General features: G+C 36.3%; 29 protein-coding genes. 3 read left to right on the top strand and 26 right to left on the bottom strand.

Annotated elements, in window-relative coordinates:
* Positions 1–325: 325 nt before the first annotated feature.
* The 13 genes from BM097_RS09900 to BM097_RS09840 form a co-directional block, all read right to left on the bottom strand.
* A complete protein-coding gene (locus BM097_RS09900; protein ID WP_090548812.1) occupies positions 326–1,009 on the bottom strand; it encodes a TraX family protein in 684 nt (227 codons plus the stop codon).
* A gap of 111 nt (positions 1,010–1,120) precedes the next feature.
* On the bottom strand, positions 1,121–1,963 hold the full coding sequence (locus BM097_RS09895; RefSeq protein ID WP_090548809.1) for a carbon-nitrogen hydrolase family protein: 843 nt from the start codon (positions 1,961–1,963) through the stop codon (positions 1,121–1,123).
* Positions 1,964–2,047: 84 nt separating this feature from the next.
* The gene (locus BM097_RS09890; protein ID WP_090548806.1) at positions 2,048–2,698 is read right to left on the bottom strand and encodes a CatA-like O-acetyltransferase, family 3; all 651 of its coding nucleotides are present in this window, start codon (positions 2,696–2,698) and stop codon (positions 2,048–2,050) included.
* 11 nt (positions 2,699–2,709) lie between these two features.
* Complete coding sequence (locus BM097_RS09885) at positions 2,710–2,958, bottom strand: isochorismatase family protein (RefSeq protein ID WP_090548804.1); 249 nt, start codon at positions 2,956–2,958, stop codon at positions 2,710–2,712.
* A 441-nt stretch (positions 2,959–3,399) separates the two neighbouring features.
* Positions 3,400–3,930 carry a DUF7010 family protein gene (locus tag BM097_RS09880; protein WP_090548801.1) on the bottom strand — a complete coding sequence of 177 codons (531 nt, stop codon included), beginning with the start codon at positions 3,928–3,930 and terminating at the stop codon, positions 3,400–3,402.
* Positions 3,931–3,996: 66 nt separating this feature from the next.
* A complete protein-coding gene (locus tag BM097_RS09875; protein WP_090548798.1) occupies positions 3,997–4,242 on the bottom strand; it encodes a DUF1653 domain-containing protein in 246 nt (81 codons plus the stop codon).
* Positions 4,243–4,284: 42 nt separating this feature from the next.
* On the bottom strand, positions 4,285–5,538 hold the full coding sequence (gene pepT, locus BM097_RS09870) for a peptidase T (protein ID WP_090548795.1): 1,254 nt from the start codon (positions 5,536–5,538) through the stop codon (positions 4,285–4,287).
* Between the two features lie 207 nt (positions 5,539–5,745).
* A complete protein-coding gene (locus BM097_RS09865; protein ID WP_090548792.1) occupies positions 5,746–6,453 on the bottom strand; it encodes a hypothetical protein in 708 nt (235 codons plus the stop codon).
* Positions 6,454–6,531: 78 nt separating this feature from the next.
* Complete coding sequence (locus BM097_RS09860) at positions 6,532–6,822, bottom strand: alpha/beta hydrolase (protein ID WP_090548789.1); 291 nt, start codon at positions 6,820–6,822, stop codon at positions 6,532–6,534.
* A 128-nt stretch (positions 6,823–6,950) separates the two neighbouring features.
* Positions 6,951–7,484: a 2'-5' RNA ligase family protein gene (locus BM097_RS09855; protein WP_090548786.1), complete on the bottom strand. Its 534-nt coding sequence runs from the start codon at positions 7,482–7,484 to the stop codon at positions 6,951–6,953.
* A 3-nt stretch (positions 7,485–7,487) separates the two neighbouring features.
* Positions 7,488–8,156, bottom strand: coding sequence for a hypothetical protein (locus tag BM097_RS09850; protein WP_090548784.1), 669 nt, complete (start codon positions 8,154–8,156; stop codon positions 7,488–7,490).
* A 330-nt stretch (positions 8,157–8,486) separates the two neighbouring features.
* Complete coding sequence (locus tag BM097_RS09845) at positions 8,487–8,927, bottom strand: hypothetical protein (RefSeq protein WP_177197427.1); 441 nt, start codon at positions 8,925–8,927, stop codon at positions 8,487–8,489.
* Between the two features lie 27 nt (positions 8,928–8,954).
* On the bottom strand, positions 8,955–9,719 hold the full coding sequence (locus BM097_RS09840) for an alpha/beta hydrolase (RefSeq protein ID WP_090548781.1): 765 nt from the start codon (positions 9,717–9,719) through the stop codon (positions 8,955–8,957).
* 169 nt (positions 9,720–9,888) lie between these two features.
* Here BM097_RS09840 and BM097_RS09835 point away from each other — a divergent pair, with 169 nt between their 5' ends.
* Positions 9,889–11,106, top strand: a complete 1,218-nt coding sequence (locus tag BM097_RS09835) for an iron-containing alcohol dehydrogenase (protein ID WP_090548778.1) — start codon at positions 9,889–9,891, stop codon at positions 11,104–11,106.
* A 48-nt stretch (positions 11,107–11,154) separates the two neighbouring features.
* Here BM097_RS09835 and BM097_RS09830 read toward each other — a convergent pair whose 3' ends face one another.
* A complete protein-coding gene (locus BM097_RS09830; protein ID WP_090548775.1) occupies positions 11,155–12,003 on the bottom strand; it encodes an FKBP-type peptidyl-prolyl cis-trans isomerase in 849 nt (282 codons plus the stop codon).
* Positions 12,004–12,152: 149 nt separating this feature from the next.
* Here BM097_RS09830 and BM097_RS09825 point away from each other — a divergent pair, with 149 nt between their 5' ends.
* Positions 12,153–13,682, top strand: coding sequence for an alanine/glycine:cation symporter family protein (locus BM097_RS09825; protein ID WP_090548772.1), 1,530 nt, complete (start codon positions 12,153–12,155; stop codon positions 13,680–13,682).
* 39 nt (positions 13,683–13,721) lie between these two features.
* Here the strand turns inward: BM097_RS09825 and BM097_RS09820 are convergent, their stop codons facing one another.
* From BM097_RS09820 to BM097_RS09805, 4 genes are all read right to left on the bottom strand, one after another.
* Positions 13,722–14,174, bottom strand: a complete 453-nt coding sequence (locus tag BM097_RS09820) for a macro domain-containing protein (RefSeq protein WP_090548769.1) — start codon at positions 14,172–14,174, stop codon at positions 13,722–13,724.
* 242 nt (positions 14,175–14,416) lie between these two features.
* Positions 14,417–15,676: a hypothetical protein gene (locus BM097_RS09815; protein WP_090548766.1), complete on the bottom strand. Its 1,260-nt coding sequence runs from the start codon at positions 15,674–15,676 to the stop codon at positions 14,417–14,419.
* Between the two features lie 94 nt (positions 15,677–15,770).
* The gene (locus BM097_RS09810; RefSeq protein WP_090548763.1) at positions 15,771–16,532 is read right to left on the bottom strand and encodes a lysophospholipid acyltransferase family protein; all 762 of its coding nucleotides are present in this window, start codon (positions 16,530–16,532) and stop codon (positions 15,771–15,773) included.
* A 136-nt stretch (positions 16,533–16,668) separates the two neighbouring features.
* Positions 16,669–16,998 carry a LysM peptidoglycan-binding domain-containing protein gene (locus tag BM097_RS09805; protein ID WP_090548760.1) on the bottom strand — a complete coding sequence of 110 codons (330 nt, stop codon included), beginning with the start codon at positions 16,996–16,998 and terminating at the stop codon, positions 16,669–16,671.
* A gap of 167 nt (positions 16,999–17,165) precedes the next feature.
* On the opposite strand from BM097_RS09805, the gene lexA reads away from it, so the two are divergent.
* Positions 17,166–17,780 carry a transcriptional repressor LexA gene (gene lexA / locus BM097_RS09800; protein WP_090548757.1) on the top strand — a complete coding sequence of 205 codons (615 nt, stop codon included), beginning with the start codon at positions 17,166–17,168 and terminating at the stop codon, positions 17,778–17,780.
* A 28-nt stretch (positions 17,781–17,808) separates the two neighbouring features.
* Here the strand turns inward: lexA and rsfS are convergent, their stop codons facing one another.
* The 8 genes from rsfS to BM097_RS09760 form a co-directional block, all read right to left on the bottom strand.
* Positions 17,809–18,156, bottom strand: coding sequence for a ribosome silencing factor (gene rsfS / locus BM097_RS09795; protein WP_090548754.1), 348 nt, complete (start codon positions 18,154–18,156; stop codon positions 17,809–17,811).
* 3 nt (positions 18,157–18,159) lie between these two features.
* Positions 18,160–19,353 carry a nicotinate (nicotinamide) nucleotide adenylyltransferase gene (gene nadD / locus BM097_RS09790; RefSeq protein WP_090548751.1) on the bottom strand — a complete coding sequence of 398 codons (1,194 nt, stop codon included), beginning with the start codon at positions 19,351–19,353 and terminating at the stop codon, positions 18,160–18,162.
* 14 nt (positions 19,354–19,367) lie between these two features.
* On the bottom strand, positions 19,368–19,655 hold the full coding sequence (locus BM097_RS09785; RefSeq protein ID WP_090548747.1) for a YhbY family RNA-binding protein: 288 nt from the start codon (positions 19,653–19,655) through the stop codon (positions 19,368–19,370).
* Between the two features lie 11 nt (positions 19,656–19,666).
* A complete protein-coding gene (gene obgE, locus BM097_RS09780) occupies positions 19,667–20,953 on the bottom strand; it encodes a GTPase ObgE (protein ID WP_090548745.1) in 1,287 nt (428 codons plus the stop codon).
* A 141-nt stretch (positions 20,954–21,094) separates the two neighbouring features.
* Complete coding sequence (rpmA, locus tag BM097_RS09775; RefSeq protein WP_015549701.1) at positions 21,095–21,379, bottom strand: 50S ribosomal protein L27; 285 nt, start codon at positions 21,377–21,379, stop codon at positions 21,095–21,097.
* A gap of 3 nt (positions 21,380–21,382) precedes the next feature.
* Positions 21,383–21,709: a ribosomal-processing cysteine protease Prp gene (locus BM097_RS09770; RefSeq protein WP_090548742.1), complete on the bottom strand. Its 327-nt coding sequence runs from the start codon at positions 21,707–21,709 to the stop codon at positions 21,383–21,385.
* A 2-nt stretch (positions 21,710–21,711) separates the two neighbouring features.
* Positions 21,712–22,020, bottom strand: a complete 309-nt coding sequence (gene rplU, locus BM097_RS09765; protein WP_090548739.1) for a 50S ribosomal protein L21 — start codon at positions 22,018–22,020, stop codon at positions 21,712–21,714.
* A 150-nt stretch (positions 22,021–22,170) separates the two neighbouring features.
* The gene (locus BM097_RS09760) at positions 22,171–22,539 is read right to left on the bottom strand and encodes a hypothetical protein (protein WP_090548736.1); all 369 of its coding nucleotides are present in this window, start codon (positions 22,537–22,539) and stop codon (positions 22,171–22,173) included.
* Positions 22,540–22,642: the final 103 nt, after the last annotated feature.

Genomic DNA, 22,642 nt, shown 5'->3' with positions numbered 1-22,642 from the left:
CTTCCCATACCAATAATTCCTGTAATGACTTTTTCCATAGACAATTTTCTTTTCCGTGAGAAATTTCTTTCAGAATCAATACAGAAAGATTTTGCATTATCTGCAATTGTTTTAATTTGTGACATCAAAAGTTTCTTTACCATTTGTGGTTTCATGTGCGCCTCCCTGAAATTTGTAAATATACTTACAATTTCAAGGGCCGCTTTCGCTACCTCTGAAAATAATCAGTAGCGAAAGCGGCCGCACTTTTCTGCATTAATGTCAACCCTTTATAGAAAAAAGACCCCTGCATCATTCCTGATGCAGAGATCTTTATACATCCCTCTTAACTTAATGACATTGGCCATTTGCATTCTCCTCGTTTACCGTTATATAGAGCCAAAAGCGGTACCGTTACCCAGCATGCCAAATGTAATATTCCATATATGTGGCTGTGAACTATAAAAAAAGCAACTGCGTACATACTAACGGAAAACATAAGATACAGCATTTGTCTATGAAACTTTCCGTGGTTTCGACCAATTAACAAAATTGCTATTGGTGCTGCACAGCTCCAGTCAGCTGTACAGGTTAAAATACACCCTATAATAGTAATCAATACCTTAATCCACGTTTTAAATTTTGTTGAATCCCATACTTTAAGAAAAATAAGCCCCCACATAAGTGGCCATGCTATGCTCGTTGAATTAAAAATCAGATTCTTAAAAGGATTAAAGCTAGACATATTAAAATAACAAAAGGCAAAATGACTTATAAGAGCTAAGATAGCCATCCTTTTTAGATATCTATAATAATCATGAGTATGATGATATCCTTCAGCTACAAAAAATATCATTATAGGAGCTGTAAGCCTTCCAACCATATGCAATAATATCTGACTAACGGTTTCTGCTTGAGTATAAGTCTCTATACCCATCCAAGCCAAATGATCAATAGTCATTGCAATAATGGCTATTACTTTAAGCATATTTCCAGTCAAACTAAGCTGTTTATTAATTTTTTCCTGCATTTTAATTCCCTCGAATTACCTATTAAAGATACCTGCAATTATATCTATTTCACTATCAGACAGACTATTTTTTCCTACCTTTGAAATAATAAACTATTACCTGACTATGAATTATTCTTGTCCATCCCTTATAAATGGTGCTGAAATTGTAGCATCTAATAATCCCTTATATGCTCCTACTTTTCTGAATGTATTGCCCATCATTTCTGTGCTTCTGTATTCTCGTATTGCATCCATATCAAAATCAGCATAATACAATCCTTCTGTCATATCATCAGCGAGCACAATTGTATTATCAGTGCAGATACCATTTTTATCCCAGCATATAGGACTATATGCACACGAACAGCCTGCATTGTGTCCATTTGCATTTGCCATTGCTATTCCAACCATGTTTTCATATGCCCTGGTTGACAATGCTTGAATACGAGGTTTCATCGAGCCACAGTCATTAGGCACAAGAATTATCTCTGCACCTTTTAACATAAGCATTCTCGCACTCTCAGGGTATTCCCTATCATAGCAAATCATTATGCCAATTTTTATTCCATCAAAATCACAGACCTTAAACTCGGTTCCTGCCTCAACATCTTTTTCATCTGCAAAATCACAAGTATGAACTTTTGAATAATTCATTATTATTTTTCCAGACTTATTAATTACAAATGCTGTATTTTGAGGTTTTTCTTTGCCTTTTGTAAATGATGTCAGTACGACACCTATGCTAAGCATTTTGGCTGTGTTGCATACTTTAGCTATAACATCATCTTCGCATGATATGCTTTTTTCAAATGTTATTGGAAGATCATAACCTGTTATAAAACATTCCGGAAGAAGCAAAATATCTGCTCCATTTTTTGATGCTTCATGCATATAATAGATTATAGTATCAATATTTTTCTTTATATTCGTATTCTCTGCACGAAACTGTAAAATCGCTACTTTAAAAATCATTTTCCCTTTAACTTTCGATCTGCTTAAAATATTTATTATTAAATATAATCCCTCTAAAAACCTCTACAAATTGGAATTGTGCGATTATGACTCAACAAAAGAATTGATTTCCTTCTCCAAAAGACGAAATACATTAGCAACCAAATATCCATCTGCAATTGCGTGATTAAGTCGAACAGTTACAGGCATAACAAGTCTACCGTTTTCCTCTCTGTATTTCCCCCAATTGATAATAGGAGCTAAGAATAAATGTCCATCAGTCAATTCAATATTAAGCGAGTCATATGAAAGCCATGATATATAAGATGCATCAAACCAGTTTGGATGATTTGCCATGTCTAAACCATATTCACGAGTCTTCTTCGCTTCCTCAACATCATTTAAAGCACCAGTGTAAAACTTTTTATATTCCTCAAAATATTCTGTATATACCGGCGTACAGGTTTCCGTATCTTCATGAAAAACATACTGCGTAGGATTTATTACGTCATAGCAAATCAGCTCATCTGTCTGCCAAAGGTACCCCATTCTGTAATCTTCACGTGAGTTCAAAACTTTTGATAGAATATAAAGGAAATTTATATAAAACTTTGTCCCATTTCTTTTGGAATACTCAACCAGATACGTAACGTCAATTCTTGCAGTCATTGAAGTCGAACATTTACAGTCTTCCGAGAAGTGGTGAAACACTCCTTTTCTATAGTATTTTTCTTTATCAATTATCTTATAGTTCATTTTTATTACCCCTACAAACTGGAATTCTTAATATATACTTTTTCAGAAGCTGTTGGAGCAACCTGATCAGCAATTTCAAAATTCCAATCACCTACCGAGAATCCTGTTCCCGGTCCATCATCATGCTGAACATAGATGATTTCAACATTATTATCCCTTGCAGCATCAATAATCTTTTTTGTGTCTTGAATAAAACTATCAAAATTAAATAATCTGTTATCTGCGATTCCTTTTTGTATATCGATCACTAATAAAATCATGTCTCTATCCTTATTTAACCTTTCTGATTCTATAAACTGAAATATACTTTGGCTCTACATTTACTCTCCCGAATAGGCTTTGTGGCTTTGAGATTTATGATACTACGACAATTTGCTATGAATAGTTGCTTTTTACCGTAGTATTTTGCTAAAAATGAACTGATTATTCTTTTATTTTTCTAGTTTACTTTAGTTATTTGAAGTGTATTACACTATATTTCAAATATGGTGCCAAGTTACGCCACACGGTCTGAAATCATTACATCACAAATTCATATTCTCACTATTTTCACGTAATAAGCCACTTGGTTACTTCTTCTGAAATATTTTCTGATGTTGATTCAGTCTCTGTTACAACAGCTGTTTCATTTGAAGGCTGTTCAATATTAGACACTCCCCTTCTTAGAAAAATTATCAAGCCTTATATTTCTAATAATTGTTCTAATTGTATTTTCTCACTTCTATAATCAGCATAATAAGAAAACATAATTCACAGATGCACATTATTGAAGCAACTACTGTGGCATTAAACAATACACCTGATATTAATGATATAATTGGAATTATTATCGAAAAAATTTTATATGCATTGGAAATATATAGCCATGAATATGGCAGCAAATGCGCTCCAAAAACCATTGCAAATACCATAACCATTTTTTCAGGTACGGCATTAAATACCCACATAACAATCAAAATATATAGCATCTGATTCATCGTGAATAAAAGACCTGCCTTACTTAATGGATTGTTTTTGGAAAACAAATCTACTTTGACTATTTTTCCTATTATCATTGCAAGTGGCATCAATGGACAAGAACAGCAGAAAACTAGGATGTTTTGCTGTTTAACTGGAATATTTAGTAATGTTACTATTGTAATCATTCCCCACAAAACTATAGATGCAGCTATAAAAGGAATTCCACTCTTCTGCTCTTTTGCTATATCAAATCTTAATTCATCAAGTGTCATAACATTTTCTCCTTCGATCTACTTTCTAGTTGATTTGACTGACTAATTCTCTTACTCTCACATGACTCAGTGCTTTTTGCTTGCAATTTCTTGAAGCTCAAATCTATACTTTTGTGTTATCTCAGGATACTTTTCATGATCCACTTCAGATAAAAACATTTTCTTAGGTCTAACCCAAAGTGATCCGTCCTCGTATAATTTGCGATATACAACCATTTCCTCTTGAGTTTCTGAATCTCTCGCAATATCTTCCACTAAATAATAATCACCTTTAAAATGCTTATAAACTCGATGTAATTGTAATTCTTGCATATTTTCCTCCGTAAATCTCGATTCGTTAATTATTCTGTATTATCATCTATGATTGGCATAGGCATTTATAATGTTAAGTAATATTTCAACATTTTTTACCATAGATTGAATTGGAACATATTCAAATCTTCCATGGGCATTTTCATATCCTGCTGATAAATTAGGGCATGGCAATCCTCTGAAAGAAAGCGCAGCTCCATCTGTACCGCCTCTAAAAGGTTCACACACTGGTGTGATTCCTGCTTTTTTAATGGCATCTTCCAGTATTGCTGTCATATATGGTACATCTTTAAGAATTTCTTTCATATTACTGTATTGATGGCTGATTGTTAGTTTAACTCTATCATTTCCATAGGTGTTTCCTATTTTTTCAGCACACTCTTTTAAAAACGCCTCTCGTTTTTTGAAGGTGTCAAAATCGAAATCACGTATAATAAGTCTAACTTTAGAATATTCGCAATCACCATTACATGAGATTACATGATAGAAGCCTTCTCTTCCATCAGTATTTTGTGGCCTTTCTTTTTTAGGTAGCATTCCGATAAATTCAGCTGCAATATCTACAGCATTAATCATTATGTCTTTCGCAGTTCCTGTATGAACACTTCTGCCTGTGAATTCAAAAACTGCTTCTGAAGCATAGAATGTTTCATTTTCGTACCATCCTAAATGGTCGCCATCTAATGTGTAAGCACATTTTGCTCCAAATCGGTTTAAATCTAAATCCTTTGCCAATCCTCCTACCTCTTCATCAGGAGTGAATGCTAAGGCTATTTCACCATGTCTAATATCACTATTATCGCAAAGATATTCCGCCATTGTCATGATAGCTGCGATGGATGCTTTATCATCTCCACCTAATAAAGTTGTTCCATCGGTAAGGATCAAATCCTGGCCAATGTAATTTTCAAGATTTGTATAATCCGCTGCTTTCATTACAATATGCTCTTTTTCATTAAGAACTATGTCTTTGCCATCATAATTCTCTAATACCCATGGTTTTACATCGGTTCCACTTGCATCTGGTGCGGTATCCATGTGTGCCACAAACCCTACAGCTGTAGCATTTTCATCATTAATATTAGAAGGAATTCGGCCATATACTACATAGTTTGTTTCATCCAGGTACACATCTGAAACGCCTATTTCTATCAGTTCTTTTTTCAGAACGATGGCTAGATCCTTTTGTTTTTCAGTAGTTGGCCAATGACCGCTATAAGGCTGAGATTGAGTATCAATCTTTGCATATCTTATCAGTCGCTCTTTTACTTTTTCATGAACATTAATATTTCCCATTTAATACTCTCCGAATTTATACCATATCTTTTAAATCTTAATGTCACTATTCTAGTTGATTTTACTGACAAAATAAAGATTTAATTGGCATATAAAAGAATTATGTTTCTTAAATCTTGCTAATGCTGCTTTTTCTGTAAAGAAAAAGCACTCAGATACCTTAATGGAACTGAGTGCTCTTATTAAATTTTTTACAGTTAAAAATGCTTACTGAATTTTATTAAAATTTAGTATTTCAGCATCCTCAAGAACATCATATAATGACCAGAAGCTATCTTCATCTATTTCCGTTTTGGTTTTTGTAGAAGCATCATAGGTATAGAAAGCATCTTCGCCATTATCTTTAGAGCTATAATCAGCCCATGATTCTTTTACAAGTTGAATCTCTTCATTCGAAATGGTAACTTCTGAAATCCAACCATTGCTAGCACAGAAAAGATTGCCGTCTTTGATAGCAAGTGGATAAGATGTACCACCGCTGGTAACCTTACCTATTTCCTTAATTAGTCCATCTTTGTCGTATATAAAAATAGTTGAATCAATTGCTGCCATATTGCCATCCATGTTGTCATAGCAACCGCTACCAACAAGTAAAACATCTGCATCACCAATCGTTGCATTTGTATAGCACATTCCTGAACTAAGCTTTTTGTCAACGATTTGAGTAAATGTATCACAGCCACTAATATCTATTGATGGTGCAATTTCTGAACCATCATAGAAAATATCAGGTTCTGCGTTTTCTTCAGCAGCTAGATTTGCTTCAACTGTATCTTTAGCATTATTTAAAGCTTCTTCTTTTTCAGTAGCCGCTTCAACAGCTGATTCACTTTGCTCGCTTGTTTGCTGCGAACCACATGCTGTGATTCCTAACATACCGGCAATACATAAACCTAATATTAATTTTTTATTCATCGCTCTTCCCCTTTGTGAAAAAATTATATATTTATATCATACACAATCTTTCATATGTTGTCTATTATTACTTGCGGTCTATGCACCTTTTATTAAATCAACCATCTTGTCCCAACCTTCTTTAGCTTCTTTCACCACAGGGAAGGCTGGATAACAGTGAAACATTCCATCGCCTACAATTAATTCGTAGGCTACACCGTATTTTTGCATAACCTTTTCCAAAGATGGCGCACAGGCATAAAGTGTTTCATCAGAACCATAAATAAATGTTACCTTTGGGCAGTTAGTAAAATCTGCCTTCTGAAGCCATATCATATATTCTGGCACGGTCATATCTCCATGTCTAAGAACGTCTACTGCTGTTTTCATAAAGCTTGCAGGAATTTGATACTCATTTACATCACTCCCATCTTTTGATTTTTGTCGATTACATATTACTACTTTAGGTTAGATATGTCTAACAGTATTAAAAAAATAAAGCTCTGGTAATCCAGAGCTTATCTATTACAATATTCTAAATCAATGATGCTCACATCTGCGTGGGGATTAACCTTCGCTAATCCAATGCGAATAATTTTTGCGTCGATGCTTTTAAACTCCTGCATAGCCTTAACAGCTTCATTCATTTGCAGGCTATTCAATGTCTTTCCAAGTGTAATATGCGGAAGCCATGATAGTGGCCTATAATATTTGCTGATGGTAGTTTCTGTAACATCGGCATAGGCATCGCAGATGCATCTATTCAATTCAAACAGATATTGATTTATATACGGTGCCGCATAAATTACTTTTGGCATAAACTGGCCTACGGTAATTATTGAAATATCGCCTTGCTGTAATTTATCATGTAATGATTCAAATGCAGGGACAAGAACATCCACACTTCTAGCCTCAATTGCTGCCAGTGTAAGATGCGGCGGAACCTGATTATCGACCATGAAACTATTACCTGATACCACAGCAATTCTGTCTATATATTTCTGTAGCTGTTCAGTTGTATTTTTATCAAAATATGCTGAAATTAAATACATAAATTAATCGTTACTTTCCTTTACCGAATAAATAGTATTTTTCTCAAATAAACCGATGGCAAATCCCATTTCCATAAATAATGGCATATCTTCGTAGGCTTCAAAGCTGGTTCTAGCAAGTAGCTCTTCCACTGTTATTTCTTCATAATAGCCATAAGGATTGGCCACGGTGATTTTATCATTTGGAATATCAGCACCCACGATTAATGAATAATGTAAGGTCCACTGGTCGCCGTAAAGTGCTGCCCACTCAAAAGGCACTGGCATTCCAGCAGCCAAGGAGTCATACATGATATCGATAAATTCAGAGTTTTTCAAATATTTATGGATTTCAGTTTTGTACTCTGGAAATTGCTTGTTCATTTCCTGGCAAAACTTATTACCTGTTGATGTAACTACCTTACCATATTGATTATAAAGAGATTCTTCAGTAACATCTCCCCCATTCCACGCTGAAAACATTTCTATTACAGCATATCCGCAGGAAATGTCCTGAGTAATGACTTCAACATTTTCTATTATAATTGGTGTTTGGTATTTTTCATTATAATATATGCTTGAATAATCATTCTGCATGAGCCTTGTCCTAATCTCGCAAATCCCAAGTGCAACAATAGCAATACAGATGATTATGCTTAAAAATATACCCAACCATTTTAACAACTTTTTCATTTACATATCTCCTAATTTAATAACCTGTAACCCAAAACTTCATTTTTTTATAGGTCTACGTCTCAAATAAAGCAATTTATAAAATCAGACGTAGCAAGATAATAAAATCAATCAGATTGTGCATTATTTTGTTATTATTTTTCCTTTTTACATAAAATTAATACACTGAATTTTAAATGTGATTATTATCTCATCTCGGATTTCCTTCCTAACATCAATATTTAAGGATTACTACGTCTAAACAATAGAATCCTGCCAAATTAGACGTAGGGCCTCAAATTGAAATTAGGAGTTATGCCACACTAATATCATTTACATACAAATATTCACCTAAAAGCGGCCCACTAAAGACGCAGCCAAGAAACCAAGTACCGGTCCTAAGAATATGGCGATATAAACTAACGTAATCCAAGGCTGATATTCAACATAAAACTGCTTAAAGCTAAGCTGGAGCGGATGAGGAATCAAAACCCATCCTACTAAATCAATCACAATGCTTACGATTGCCCAGATTGCGCCGGTAATAAGAGCTGTCTGAAGTGTGGTTTCACTTAAGCCCGAAAGATATAAGTATCCAAATATAGGAAAAATGATGATGTTATATAGTGGGTGCCATGGCTTTGTTTTTTCATAGGCCTCCCCTAATCCATCACTTTCTTTCATGGATTTCATATGCAAAACCTTAATATTAAAAACAGTATGGCCAAATCCTACCCAAGTGACAATTATGTAGCCAATCAACAGCCATAGTATCAGCATTCCATAGTTCATATTCTTATCCTCCCACACATATAATTATTACAATGGTAACCAGTCCAAAACCTTCTTGATCTGGCTATCCCAGAAATCCCAGTCGTGACCGAAATTCTCTTCATCCCAGGTTACATCTAATCCCTTTGACTTTAGATAATCTCTAAATTTAATATTGGCTGGCATCAAATCATCCTGTGTACCACATGCCATGTAAAATTTTGGTAGCTTGCGACCACTAGAAAGCATTTCATCTACGGCAACCCATGGGTTCCTGTTAGATTCCGATGCTTCTTTAATATTGTCGAATAATCCTATGTTAGCTTCTTCAGATGTGTCCTCAAAAATATGTACAGCTGCAGAAAGTCCAGCTACATGACTAAAGGTATTAGAGAAAACTATTCCATTACGAAGTGCCCCAAAGCCTCCCATTGATAGGCCAGCGATGAAGGTGTCTTCTCTTTTATCAGATAGAGGAAACATTTTTCTTGTCACCTCCACCAGCTCTTCACCAATAAAGGTTTCATAATCGTTCCAAGGAGTTCTGGAATTAAGATAGAAGGCGTTATCGCCAGATGGCATAACCACTGCCAGATTATTTTCCTCTGCCCATCTTTGAATACGAGTCTGGCTCACCCAGTCAGTGTAATTTCCTAATAATCCATGAAGCAGATATAGTGTCTTATACTTTTTATCTTTTCCATTCATATATGAATCGTTATCTGCATCAAAGCGATCCACTGGTAAAATCACATTTACAGGAACCAGTCTAAACAACGCCCTAGACATATAGTTTACTTGAATTAGTGCCATAAAAATCCCCCTTAATTATCCGAATTGTTTAATGTTTTTATTGTAATGGTTTCACACCTATAAATAAAGGGAAAACTCCACATTTCCTATTATTTATTGAGTATTATGGAATAATCATACAATATTAGGTATAATATAGGAAAAATATTGTAAATGGAGGTATTTTATTATGGGAAGATTTACTTTGCCTCGCGACATTTATCATGGCAAAGGTGCTCTTGAGGCTTTAAAAACATTTGAGGGCAAACGCGCTATCATTTGTACTGGTGGCGGTTCCATGAAAAGAGGTGGATTTTTACAGAAGGTTGAGGATTATTTAAAAGAAGCCGGAATGGAGATAGAGCTTTTTGAAGGTATCGAGCCTGATCCATCTGTTGAGACAGTTATGAGGGGTGCTGAGGTAATGCAGAAATTCCAGCCTGACTGGATTGTTGCAATCGGCGGCGGTTCACCAATCGATGCTGCCAAGGCTATGTGGATTAAATACGAATATCCAGAGACAACATTTGAAGATATGTGCAAGGTATTCGGACTTCCAAAGCTTCGTACAAAGGCTAAATTCTGTGCTATCTCTTCTACTTCAGGAACAGCTACAGAAGTTACAGCTTTCTCAATCATCACTGATTATCAAAAGGGTATCAAATATCCAATCGCTGATTTTGAGATTACACCTGACGTAGCAATTGTTGACCCAGAGCTTGCACACACAATGCCTAAGAAATTAGTTGCTCATACAGGTATGGATGCTATGACACACGCTATCGAAGCTTATGTTTCTACAGCAAATTGTGCATACACAGACCCACTTGCAATCCACGCAATCGAAATGATTATGAATACTCTTGTAAAATCTTACAATGAGGACATGGATGCAAGAGACGCAATGCATGACGCTCAGTGTCTTGCCGGAATGGCATTCTCTAATGCTCTTCTTGGTATCGTACATTCTATGGCTCACAAGACTGGTGCTGCTTTTGCAGATTTGGGCGCTCACATCATTCACGGTGCTGCTAATGCTATGTATCTTCCAAAGGTTATCGCATTCAACGCTAAGGACCCAGTTGCTAAGAAGCGTTACGGCGTTATTGCTGATTACATGCACCTTGGCGGTTCAAATGATGACGAAAAGGTTAAGCTACTTATTGATTATCTTCGCAAGATGAACGATGACCTTAACATTCCACACAGCATCAACCACTATGGTCCAGATGGACTTCCTGCAGATCAGGGCTTTGTACCAGAGGATGTCTTCCTTGAGAGACTCCACGACATTGCCGCAAACGCTATCTTGGATGCCTGCACAGGTTCAAATCCTAGACAGCCTAGCCAGGAAGAAATGGAAAAACTTCTTAAGTGCTGCTATTACGACACTGAGGTAGATTTCTAATTATAGGCAAACTAAAAGGGAGGCTTTTGGAGCCTCCCTTAAAAATTATTATTTAACTTCTACAAGTTCGATTGTGAAATTCAATTCTTTTCCAGCCATCTCGTGGTTTGCATCAAAAGTGATATTTTTATCATCCTTTGCAACTACCTTAACTGGGAATGGTCTGCCGTAAGGGTCCTGTAAGTAAACCTGTTGATCTACAACAAGCTCTTCTGAACCTGGAAGCTCTGCAATTTCCATAGTTACAACTGCATCTTCATCACGCTGACCGTAAGCTTCCTCTGGCATAAGGTGAATGTCTACCTTCTGGCCAACTTCCATGTTTGCAACGGCTTTATCGAAGCCCTTAATCATCATGCCTGCACCACAAACGAATTCAAGTGGCTCCCCTCTGTCATAAGATGAATCAAACTGAGTTCCATCGTTAAATGTGCCTCTATAGTGTGTGCGGCAAGTCTTGCCAACGTTCTTGCCTTCGAATTCAGGCTTTGAATGGCATCCGCCGCAATCTGAATGTTCGCCACAGCTATGACCTTCGCTATGATCGCCGCAATTGTGACCTTCACCATGATGGTCGCAATTTACACCAGAGTTGATAAGTTCGCCCTTAAGATAAGCTTCTACTGCAGCATCAACATCTCCTGAAGCACCAGCGCAAAGCTCAATACCATTTTCAGTAAGAGCAGCCTGAGCACCACCACCGATACCACCGCAGATAAGTACATCGATTGACTTATTGCTAAGAAGACCTGCTAAAGCACCGTGTCCCTGACCATCAGAACCGATGATTTCAGAAGATACTACCTGGCCATCCTCTACTTCATAAACTTTAAATTGCTCTGTATGTCCAAAGTGCTGGAACACCTGGCCATCTTCATATGTAACAGCTATTCTCATTTCTATACTCCTTTAAAAACAAAATCTTTGCTATTATACCTTCTAAAGGGGAAATAGGCAAATATTTAACAATTTATCACTTTACACCGTTAAAGTCTTATGATATTCTTTCAAGTAAGAACTAAAAACTAGGCACTAAAGGAGAATTTATGGAGAACATTCTATCTAGCGTCGAAACAATTAACAATGCCATTAATGGATTTGTCTGGGGACTTCCAATGCTGATATTGTTAGTTGGTACAGGCATTTTAATGACATGCCTTACAAAGTTTTTTCAGATTACACATTTTAAGCATTGGGTATCAAATACTATCGGAGGCATTTTCAAGGATTCACATGTTACAGCACATACTCACAAAAATGACACCCAAATTTCCCAATTCCAGAGTCTTTGTACTGCTTTAGCAGCTACAATAGGAACTGGTAATATCGCAGGTGTTGCTGCTGCTATTGCTTCAGGTGGACCTGGTGCAATATTTTGGATGTGGATTGTTGCCTTTTTTGGAATGATGACTAATTTCTCTGAAAATGTACTTGGTATTTACTATCGTAGAAGAAATGAGAGAAATGAATGGTGCGGCGGTGCAATGTACTATCTTCATGATGGTCTAGGAGCAAAGCCAGGCTGCAAACAGATTGGCGCAGTACTTGCTGTAATGTTTAGTGTTTTTTGTATAGGCGCTTCATTTGGTATTGGCAACATGGGCCAGGTAAATTCCATTGCGGTAAATATCAAATCAGCCTTCGGTATTCCATCTATTGTTACTGGTATTGGTTTGATGATTCTTGGTGGATTGGTTATTGTTGGAGGATTAAAGAGAATTGCTGCAGTTACCGAAAAGCTTGTTCCATTTATGGCAGTTATCTATATGATTTGTGCAATTATTGTTTGCCTTGTACATATTGATCAATTTGGTGCTGTATTCATTTCTATCATAAAGGGTGCCTTTGGTATGCGAGCTGTAGGCGGTGGTATTGTTGGTAGCGGAGTTGCTATGGCTGTGCAATGGGGAATGAAGCGAGGCGTATTTTCTAATGAAGCCGGACTTGGTTCTTCTGTTATGGTTCATTCAAGCTCTAACGTTAGAGAGCCTGTTGTTCAGGGTATGTGGGGTATCTTTGAAGTATTCGCTGATACTATTATCGTTTGTACAATTACAGCCTTTGCAGTACTTTCCAGTGGTTTAGTAGATTTAGAGACAGGTGTTGTTATTTCTGACCAGGTTTCTACTGCATTAGTTGCAGAAGCTTTTTCAACTGTATTTGGTAAATTTGGTTCTGCTTTTATTGCAATTGCTATTTTACTCTTTGCCTTCTCTACCACTCTTGGTTGGAGTCAGTATGGTAGTAAGGGCTTCGAGTATTTATTTGGACGTAAAAATATAAAGTTCTATCAGATTGTTTTTGTTTTATTTATAGTTGTTGGAGCTACTATGGATTTATCTCTCGCTTGGGATATTTCAGACACCTTGAATGGTATGATGGCTATTCCAAACCTTATCGGTGTACTGGCTCTTAGTGGAACAGTTATGAAAATCACACATAACTATGTTCAAAGAAATCTTCTGAATCAGGATGTAAAGCCTATGCTTTCTGCTATTGATGATATTCAGGATTTACATGAACAGGAATTAAAGGCCTCTAAAGAAAAGGCTTTAGCTAAAAATGAAACTGCATAAAATTAAGGGTTACTGCATGCCGCAGTAACCCTTAATTTTTTAGGTTCTATATACTTTGATAAAAACATCTGTATCTTCAAGAGCAATTTCTAATTGCTGCTTCACATCTTCCCAATTCAAGCCCTCTAATCCGCAGCCAATTCTTTGCATGGAAACCACTCTGATATGTTTGCTGATAATGATTCTTCTCATTTCAAAAAATGCCATACTAACTGCTAAAAGTGTGGGTTCCTCCCTATAGTCTCTTTTGATAACAAGATTTAAAACCTTGTCCTCCAAAATGCAAAAGCCCTGAGAATTATCGTTTACAGCATCCCATTTTTCCAAGTAGTTGCCGTATTTTGCCACAAGACGCTCTCTGGTGTTGTAGGTCATATTAAATTTTACTGAGATTCCCTTTTTCATTATGAAATCTGCAGATATTCCCTGAGCGTAATAGGTATCTCTATCAGCTACGTGGAATAAATCACCATCATATTCTTTTAAAATCATAGAAGCCTCCTGCTCAAAAGACTCAATTGACTTTACGGGAAATATTATAAACTATAAATTTTAAAGAATTATGTTTTGCACTTTGGCTTCAGATAACAAAAAAGCGGCTCTACGGCCGCCTTTTAAAGGGAGAATGATATATGAAAAAGTTTTATCGCTCTTGCGATGATGTTATATTACTCCCTGTATTTGAAATTTAACTGCATCCTAAGTGATGGTTAAGTGAAGGTTAACTGATTTTACTAGTATGCTTTAAATTCCTCAAACACCTCATCAGTTTCATATTTTACCAAATAGTATCCAATAAGCTTTTCTTTTTCAGGGCCTAGAGACTTACCCTTAGCATCTAGTGGCTCAGCTTTAAGTATAAACTCTAAGCATTTACAACCATTAATATCATCTTTAAAACCATTTTCGTGTAAAACATAAGCGTAATTATCATCCTTTGAAACAGTTGCCATGGCAATATCATTTTCGTCGTGTTCTATCAAAACATGAAAATCACCAATAACTCCACGTTTTTGTAACCAATCGCAAAGAATTATCATTTTGAGCATAACTTCTGTATCATCTGGATGTTCACTCCATAATTCTTCTTCATCTTTAATTTCATATGAGGATGATATATTATCAGAAGTTGTATTAAGTTCATCAGGAGTGAGTACATAACTTACAGCAGGATTAACACTTATGTATAATAATAAAATAAGTAAGGCAACAAGTGTCATACTTTTTGAATACTCTTTAGAACCATCTATTAATAAGAACATCCTATTTCTATTGAAATAATAGATGATTAAAATGATGCAAATAAATGTTAGGTATAGCCAGGCAGCACATTGTAGTACGCCAAAGTACATAATACAGGTCTTATTAAAACCATAGCCAATAAGGATCGTATAGTCTATGCAAGACGCCAAAAGTCCTGCTGCTATAAGTAATGACATGATAGGAAAGACTATTGCTCTTAATATAGATCGTTTAGTACTGTGTAACAAAGGATTGTCAAAGCTTGTTTCTTCTGACTTAAGCCAATCCCTTAATTCACTTAGAATCCGTGGTTTATATTCCACAGGTAATAATGATAAAACCTTTTGACAGCCAAGTTTATCTCCCATTTCGGCTAATGCGCAAGCTATTGCTGTTATAGTATTATTTTGATTCTTTTTGCCTGATTTTTTATAAGTATAGAAATAATAATCAAAATTTACTTCTGGAGATGACTCTAAAAGCTTCTTTCTAAATGCTAGATTATCAATTATTACATATACTATTAGGCAGAAAAATAGCACTGAAAAGCCAACCAATAGATAGGCTTGAGGTTCTAAGTATTTCTGAAATATATTTTTCTTTAGTAACCAAAAATATGCTAAAAACTCAAATGATAATGCATAAATAATAAATATGAATCTAAACATAGCAAAAGCTTTATAAATTCGAACGCCTTTGCTTTCTGGTTTATAGGTATCTATATTAATATTTTTATCAAATAAATCGTCCATTTCAAATTCCTTTTTTCACGCAAAATAATATGAAGCAATTGCTAGCTACAAATGCTTCATATAGGAGTATAAATATAAAATATTATAATTTATGTTAATTATCAGTATCTAAAATATCAGGATTGTTCTCAGGATTGTTGACGTAAACACCAAATTCCTCCATTGTAGCGATAATAGTGGAACGAACAATATCTGCCACTTCATGTGTCTTCATATCCTTGTAGGTATCATAGGTGATAGGCTTGCCGAAAATTACTTTAGTTGTAACAGGACCAGGTTTAAGGCTGTTAAAGGCAAGATATGAATCAATAAGTGTAACTGGAATAATAGGCACTTTTGCACGCATGGCGCATTTAAAGCTACCTGGCTTAAAGCGCTGTACAATATTTCCATTAGTAGCGTAGCCACCCTCTGAAAATAGGATAAAACGCTTCCCTTGTTCTACTTCCTTTGTAATCTGATCCATAATGCGGATGTTCTGTCTTACATCGTCAAGTGCAAGGCGCTTAGCACCAAGCAAATCTACCATTTCACGAACTAGAAAGCCGTAAGACTTTGCCTTATCCATAACAAAGGTACAAGGCTCTCTATGAGCATACATGATGCCTAAAGCATCATATTTCCCCTGGTGATTAGGGTACATAACATACCCGCCTTCTTCGGGAAGATTTTCAGTTCCATATATTTCTGTAGTGATTCTGGCACTCTTTTTAAGATATCGAATTAAACGTAAAGCATAGGCATATCTGGTTTTTTCAGGGTATTTATCTTTATGTTTAATCATCTTACGCATAGTAGGGATAATCTTTGGCCCTCGCTTTGCATTAAAAAAGATTGCAATAAAAAAACGTAACATAAACTCTCCTAAACACAAAATATTGTGTAAATTCTAAATATAATTCGTATATATATTATCATATATGCAAGAGAGTTTGAATAGTAACATAACTATGACTTCTTGTGGGCTACTTAAGGAAAAAGCCCACAATAACCTATAGCTTATCGTAAGAAGAATATTCTATAACAAGGAAATTCCCTGCTGTGATATTATCATCTCCTAGGTGATTGATAGTCTTAATATTTTCAATAAAATCATCCTTATCAGTAAAATCTGGCCCCATAAACTGATCGGCGATGCTCCAAAGGGTATCCCCAGACTGGATTTCGTAGCTGGTATAATATGTATATACAGTTCTGTTTTCTTCTGCAGCTGCCCTATTAGTGAATAAAATGATACTTAATAATAAGGATAATACAACAACTGCTCCCACCATGATTTTTCTATTTCTTACTATTAATTCAGCTTTACTATACCTTCTCATATCAACGCCTCCAAAAAAGTGTTCGGAACCTTTGTTCTGGTTTCAATATAATACCGAACAATCGTTTTGTCAATAGTTTTCCGAACAAAATTTCGGAAAATTTGTTTGCAAAAATATGTTCCGTATGATATTGTAATATTAGACAAAATTGAAAGGAGAATTTCACTATGGCATATGGAAAAATTTCTGCAAAACAGCGTGAGATCCTTGAAGTTATAAAAGATGCTATTCTAAATAAGGGTTACCCTCCTACTGTTAGAGAACTATGTGATGCATGTAATCTTCGTTCTACATCATCTGTACACTCTCATCTTGAGACACTTGAAAAGAACGGTTATATAAAGCGTGATCCATCTAAACCTCGTGCTATTGAAATCATCGATGATAATTTCAATATGATTCGTCGTGAAGTTGTTAATGTTCCTGTAGTAGGCAATGTTGCTGCTGGTCAGCCACTTCTTGCAGTTCAGAACATTGATGAATACTTCCCTATTCCGGCAGAGCATGTTCCTAATCGTCAGGTATTTATGCTTCGTGTTAAAGGGGAATCTATGATTAATGCTGGTATTCTTGATGGTGATACTATCATTGTTCAACAGCAGGATACTGCTAATAATGGAGATATGGTTGTAGCTCTTGTAGATGATAGCGCTACAGTTAAGACATTCTATAAAGAAAACGGACATATTCGTCTCCAGCCAGAAAACGATAATATGGATCCAATTATTGTAGATAATTGCATAATCCTTGGTAAAGTATTCGGAGTTTTCCGCTTCTTTTAAAAAAACGACCCGTATGGGTCGTTTTTTCTTATAATTCATTTGCGTCGATAACGATTCCGTCCTTCCAAATTCTTTCAAGGTCATAGAATAATCTATCTTCCTCGGAGAATAAGTGAACGATAACATCTTCATAGTCCATAAGTACCCAAGTACTTGAACGGTTACCTTCGATTGATTTAGCATGAATGCCCTGCTCGTAAAGTACTCTATCTACTTCATCCTGCATAGCATTCATCTGGCTCTGGTTCGATGCTGATGCAACGATAAAGAAATCAGCCATAACGCTTACTTCTGAAATATCGATAGCCTTAACATCAATAGCCTTTTTATCATCAAGGGCTTTGCAAATAAGCTTTGCCATCTCTCTTGCTTCCATTTTTTACCTCTTTTCTATAAGTGATTTATAAAACTCAAAAGTATCTATCGTGGTTGGATCTACCATATCCGGATTAGTATTCAGATAATTAACTGTATCCTCAAGAATAAGGTATACGCATAAATCCAAATCCTTAAACGCACAAGCTCGGATAACATCAAGTCTTGGTTGTTTATCACGACCTGGTTCAATATAATCGGCAACAAATATAATCTTATCAAGAAGATTCATATTTGGACAGCCTGTAGTATGAACCTCTATAGCGTGTGCAATCTGCTCATCATAAACATCATATTTGCTTTTGCAATAATACGCTCCAACCTTACCATGTAAAAGATGTGGATACTGACGCTCAATATCTGTTACTGGAATATTATTTTTTTCACAGACACTAAGTCGTTTTTCATCTGAAATACATTTGGCACAATCGTGAAGCATGCCTGCCACTTGAGCTGTAACGGCTGGATAATTCCACTTGATAGCAAGTGAATAAGCCATATTGGCAACACCAAGGGTATGAATATATCTGCCTGGCTTAAGCTCCTTTTTCATCTCGGAGTCAATTCTTGTAATATCCTCCGGTGTATAAGTGTATAGGCTATAAAGATTATGCTCTACGATGTAATCTGCGACAATCTTTGGAACGTCTGATTTTATTTCAGTATCCTTATAAAAAGCACCTCTAATTTCAGAGGAAGCGATTGCATTCGCCTTATAATCTATAAGCATGAAATCACCATCAAACATATTTTTACATTCAAAAATTGACTGTTCGATGTCATTAATATCATCCCCTAAACGAGGAGCAACAAGAATTGTTGTGTATTCCGAAATAATATCTGGCTTAACCCAGTTCTTGAAATTGAGAAGACTGTCGCTTCCCATAATAAAGAATATTTCGTCATCAGGATATTCCTGATGATATTCAGTAAAGGTAAGATACGAATAGCTTTTGCCAGCTCTGTATATTTCTCTTTCATCAACATCAAGACCTGGGGTATCAGCTATTGCTATTTTTACCATTTCAAGCCTGCTTATATCAGATATGGTTTCAGCAGTATTTTTATGTGGAGGAGTTCCTGCCACAAGAAAATAAACCTTATCAAGTTTGTATTGCTCTAAAGCAGCCTTTGCAATCTCAATATGTGTGTTATGTATTGGATTGAAGGTGCCTCCGTACACGCCAATTCTAGCCATTTTAAGCTCCTGTGTTAGTTAGGTAATTTGATAACAGGCTTTTTAGCTGCCCTGTAAAGGATGATTTTCTTTCCAATAACTCTAACAACCTCTGAATGAGTACGCTCTGCAAGAATCTGAGCCATCTCACGTGGGTCATCAAAGCAATTCTTAAGTACATTAATTTTTATTAGCTCTCTAGCCTCTAAAGCTTCATCTACAGCCTGAGTGTGCTCAGGTGTAAGGCTGGCCTTACCAATCTGTAGAATTGGGCTGATATCGGCTGCTAGAGATGATAAATATGCTCTTTGTTTATTAGTCATTTTAATACCTCTTATTTGTAATAATCAAATACTAAACCATACATTCTAACAGTATCACCCTCTTGAATTCCCTTTTCTTCAAGCTCCTTAAGGATGCCCTGCTCTTTTAGGAAGTTCTGGAAGAACATAAAGCCCTTTTCAGATTCAAGATTTGTATATCCAAGCATCTTTTCGATACGTGGACCTTCAACAACATAATCGCCCTCGTCATTGATAGTTACTGTATATGGTTCGTCATTAAATGCGCGAATTGTAGGGTCAAATTCCTGCTCATAAACGATAGGTGCATCATCACAGGAATCTAATAGTCTAACTACTTCGTATAAAAGCTCCTTAAGGCCCTTACCACTAACTGCGGAAATGGCAAATACCTTAATGCCCTTTGGCTCAAATTCAGCCTTTAAAGCTTCAAGAACTTCATTTCCTTCTTCGCCAATAACATCCATTTTATTAGCTGCGATAACCTGAGGCTTCTTAAGAAGGGAAGAATCATAAGCCTCAAGCTCTGCAGATATAGTCTTAATATCTTCGATTGGATCACGACCTTCAACTGAAGCACCGTCAACCATATGAATAATAACCTTTGTACGCTCGATATGGCGAAGGAATTCATGGCCAAGACCGATTCCTTCTGATGCGCCTTCAATAAGACCTGGAATATCTGCAATAACAAATCCGTTTATATCATCAACATCTACAACACCAAGATTTGGACTGATTGTTGTAAAATGATAATTTCCAATTTTAGGATCAGCATTAGTTACACGTGAAAGGAATGTTGATTTTCCAACATTAGGATATCCTACAAGACCTACATCAGCGATAACCTTAAGCTCCAAAAGAACTTCAAGCTCGATGGCATCTACACCTGGCTTTGCATATTTTGGTGCCTGCATTGTAGATGTAGCAAAATGCTGATTACCAAGGCCACCCTTGCCACCTGGAAGAACTATCTGTCGTTTGTTATCACCTGACATATCAGCGATAACCTTTCCACTGGCAGCATCCTTAATAACTGTTCCCTCTGGAACCTTAAGAATTAAATCTGCACCGTTCTTTCCGTGACAATTGTCCTTGCCACCTTCCTGACCGTTTTCAGCTGCAAATTTACGTCTATGACGGTAATCAGTAAGAGTATTAAGGCCTGGATCAACCTCAAAAATTACATTACCACCATTACCACCATCGCCGCCGTTAGGGCCACCGTTTGGAACGTATTTTTCACGACGGAAACTAACGTGACCATCGCCACCTTTACCTGATTTAATAATAATTTTTGCTCTATCAGCAAATGACATAAAAACTCCTAATCCGCCGATTTATCCATGCCATTTTATTTCTATTAAGATATAAAACAGCTAAAAACGACTATATTGATTAACTACGTTGTTACCTAAAAAACGACCCGACTACGTAATACGCATAGTCGGGTCAATCAATTACTGTTCTACTGGATAGACAGAAGCCTGCTTCTTGTCTCTACCTTTTCTTTCGAAACGAAGTACTCCATCAACTAAAGCAAAAAGTGTATCGTCTCCACCGAGACCTACATTGTTGCCTGGAAGAATCTTTGTACCACGCTGTCTGTAAAGAATATTGCCAGCCTTAACGAACTGACCGTCTGCTCTCTTTGCGCCTAATCTCTTAGACTCTGAATCTCTACCGTTCTTTGTAGAGCCAACACCCTTTTTATGAGCGAAGAACTGAAGGTTCATCTGTAACATGTCTTACACCTCCTTGTATGTGAGTGAAATATATTCATCACCGTATTGTTTGTTAATTTCGTCTAAACCAAGAACCATAGAATCTAACAAAAGCTTAGATTTGTCGGAAAGCTGTTCTGGAAAAGTCATAACTAAATGACCACCATCTTCAGCAGCATCAACAGAAAAAGCATCATCTGTAAAACGTTCGATACTGTTAAAGGTGTTGATAGCTAGAACTGAAACTGCTGCGCAAACAATATTTTGTCCTGCCTCAGCATCGCCTGCATGACCATCTAAAGAAATTTGTTTATAATCTGGTCCTGATTTAGTAATAATAACGGAAACCATAATTAGCCGTTAATCTTCTCAATCTTAACCTGAGTGAAAGCCTGTCTGTGGCCATTCTTCTTGTGGTAACCTGTTTTTCTCTTGTACTTGTAAACGATTACCTTCTTACCTCTGCCTTCTTTAACAACAGAAGCCTCAACTGTAGCACCTTCTACTGTAGGTGCGCCAACCTTGAGTTCCTTGTCGCTAACAGCAAGAACCTGATCAAAAGTAACCTTCTCACCAGCTTCTACACCAAGCTTTTCAATGGTAATGATATCGCCTTCAGAAACTTTGTACTGCTTACCACCTGTTGCAATAATTGCGTACATGGTTGCTCCTCCTTTTTATCATTACTCGCCAGTTTCGGTGGTGTTTCGGAATGAAACACACTTAAATAACCACACTGAGCGGCATACTCAAGTATATTACCATAGGATTGATTCTTCGTCAATGATAAAGCAATAATATTTTCATTAAATTTAATCAATTGTATGTGCACTGCCTAAATGCTTTTTTAGATAGGCGTCAAGCGAGCTTAGATTGCCTGATGCTGACTCGCGGATTTTCTTAGCCTCGGAATCAAGACAGTGCTTACAAGCTTTTCGCAAATCCTCCTCTTCATTTGAAGCAAACCATTCATTAAACTGTTCGTCTAATTCGCTTCCATCCTTAAAATGGAATTTGCTTAACTGTAAGGTGAGTTGTGAAAGAGCTCTTTGTCTGGTTAAATCTCTGGCCTCCTCAGTAAGGTTAAGCTCAGGGAATGCTTTATTATACTTTACAATCTCTTCATCAGCAATTTGTTTTGCCTTGTCTTCTACTACAGAAATAATATCATTCAATTCCATAATCTTAAGCTATCCTATAAGGATTCTTCCTTTCCGATAATGAAACAATAGATACCAAAAGCTCGAAGATTATTATAACATCTGAATATGTACAATTTGTGCC

The sequence above is a fragment of the Pseudobutyrivibrio sp. OR37 genome, assembly GCF_900113655.1.
Classification (GTDB): domain Bacteria; phylum Bacillota; class Clostridia; order Lachnospirales; family Lachnospiraceae; genus Pseudobutyrivibrio.
This window is presented reverse-complemented; position numbering and strand designations above follow the sequence as displayed.

Excerpts from the sequence above, each read along its gene's own strand:
- BM097_RS09900 (WP_090548812.1), bottom strand. The coding sequence starts at position 1,009 with ATGCAGGAAAAAATTAATAAACAGCTTAGTTTGACTGGAAATATGCTT.
- BM097_RS09895 (WP_090548809.1), bottom strand. The coding sequence starts at position 1,963 with ATGATTTTTAAAGTAGCGATTTTACAGTTTCGTGCAGAGAATACGAAT.
- BM097_RS09890 (WP_090548806.1), bottom strand. The coding sequence starts at position 2,698 with ATGAACTATAAGATAATTGATAAAGAAAAATACTATAGAAAAGGAGTG.
- BM097_RS09885 (WP_090548804.1), bottom strand. The coding sequence starts at position 2,958 with ATGATTTTATTAGTGATCGATATACAAAAAGGAATCGCAGATAACAGA.
- BM097_RS09880 (WP_090548801.1), bottom strand. The coding sequence starts at position 3,930 with ATGACACTTGATGAATTAAGATTTGATATAGCAAAAGAGCAGAAGAGT.
- BM097_RS09875 (WP_090548798.1), bottom strand. The coding sequence starts at position 4,242 with ATGCAAGAATTACAATTACATCGAGTTTATAAGCATTTTAAAGGTGAT.
- pepT (WP_090548795.1), bottom strand. The coding sequence starts at position 5,538 with ATGGGAAATATTAATGTTCATGAAAAAGTAAAAGAGCGACTGATAAGA.
- BM097_RS09865 (WP_090548792.1), bottom strand. The coding sequence starts at position 6,453 with ATGAATAAAAAATTAATATTAGGTTTATGTATTGCCGGTATGTTAGGA.
- BM097_RS09860 (WP_090548789.1), bottom strand. The coding sequence starts at position 6,822 with ATGAAAACAGCAGTAGACGTTCTTAGACATGGAGATATGACCGTGCCA.
- BM097_RS09855 (WP_090548786.1), bottom strand. The coding sequence starts at position 7,484 with ATGTATTTAATTTCAGCATATTTTGATAAAAATACAACTGAACAGCTA.
- BM097_RS09850 (WP_090548784.1), bottom strand. The coding sequence starts at position 8,156 with ATGAAAAAGTTGTTAAAATGGTTGGGTATATTTTTAAGCATAATCATC.
- BM097_RS09845 (WP_177197427.1), bottom strand. The coding sequence starts at position 8,927 with ATGAACTATGGAATGCTGATACTATGGCTGTTGATTGGCTACATAATT.
- BM097_RS09840 (WP_090548781.1), bottom strand. The coding sequence starts at position 9,719 with ATGGCACTAATTCAAGTAAACTATATGTCTAGGGCGTTGTTTAGACTG.
- BM097_RS09835 (WP_090548778.1), top strand. The coding sequence starts at position 9,889 with ATGGGAAGATTTACTTTGCCTCGCGACATTTATCATGGCAAAGGTGCT.
- BM097_RS09830 (WP_090548775.1), bottom strand. The coding sequence starts at position 12,003 with ATGAGAATAGCTGTTACATATGAAGATGGCCAGGTGTTCCAGCACTTT.
- BM097_RS09825 (WP_090548772.1), top strand. The coding sequence starts at position 12,153 with ATGGAGAACATTCTATCTAGCGTCGAAACAATTAACAATGCCATTAAT.
- BM097_RS09820 (WP_090548769.1), bottom strand. The coding sequence starts at position 14,174 with ATGATTTTAAAAGAATATGATGGTGATTTATTCCACGTAGCTGATAGA.
- BM097_RS09815 (WP_090548766.1), bottom strand. The coding sequence starts at position 15,676 with ATGGACGATTTATTTGATAAAAATATTAATATAGATACCTATAAACCA.
- BM097_RS09810 (WP_090548763.1), bottom strand. The coding sequence starts at position 16,532 with ATGTTACGTTTTTTTATTGCAATCTTTTTTAATGCAAAGCGAGGGCCA.
- BM097_RS09805 (WP_090548760.1), bottom strand. The coding sequence starts at position 16,998 with ATGAGAAGGTATAGTAAAGCTGAATTAATAGTAAGAAATAGAAAAATC.
- lexA (WP_090548757.1), top strand. The coding sequence starts at position 17,166 with ATGGCATATGGAAAAATTTCTGCAAAACAGCGTGAGATCCTTGAAGTT.
- rsfS (WP_090548754.1), bottom strand. The coding sequence starts at position 18,156 with ATGGAAGCAAGAGAGATGGCAAAGCTTATTTGCAAAGCCCTTGATGAT.
- nadD (WP_090548751.1), bottom strand. The coding sequence starts at position 19,353 with ATGGCTAGAATTGGCGTGTACGGAGGCACCTTCAATCCAATACATAAC.
- BM097_RS09785 (WP_090548747.1), bottom strand. The coding sequence starts at position 19,655 with ATGACTAATAAACAAAGAGCATATTTATCATCTCTAGCAGCCGATATC.
- obgE (WP_090548745.1), bottom strand. The coding sequence starts at position 20,953 with ATGTCATTTGCTGATAGAGCAAAAATTATTATTAAATCAGGTAAAGGT.
- rpmA (WP_015549701.1), bottom strand. The coding sequence starts at position 21,379 with ATGTTACAGATGAACCTTCAGTTCTTCGCTCATAAAAAGGGTGTTGGC.
- BM097_RS09770 (WP_090548742.1), bottom strand. The coding sequence starts at position 21,709 with ATGGTTTCCGTTATTATTACTAAATCAGGACCAGATTATAAACAAATT.
- rplU (WP_090548739.1), bottom strand. The coding sequence starts at position 22,020 with ATGTACGCAATTATTGCAACAGGTGGTAAGCAGTACAAAGTTTCTGAA.
- BM097_RS09760 (WP_090548736.1), bottom strand. The coding sequence starts at position 22,539 with ATGGAATTGAATGATATTATTTCTGTAGTAGAAGACAAGGCAAAACAA.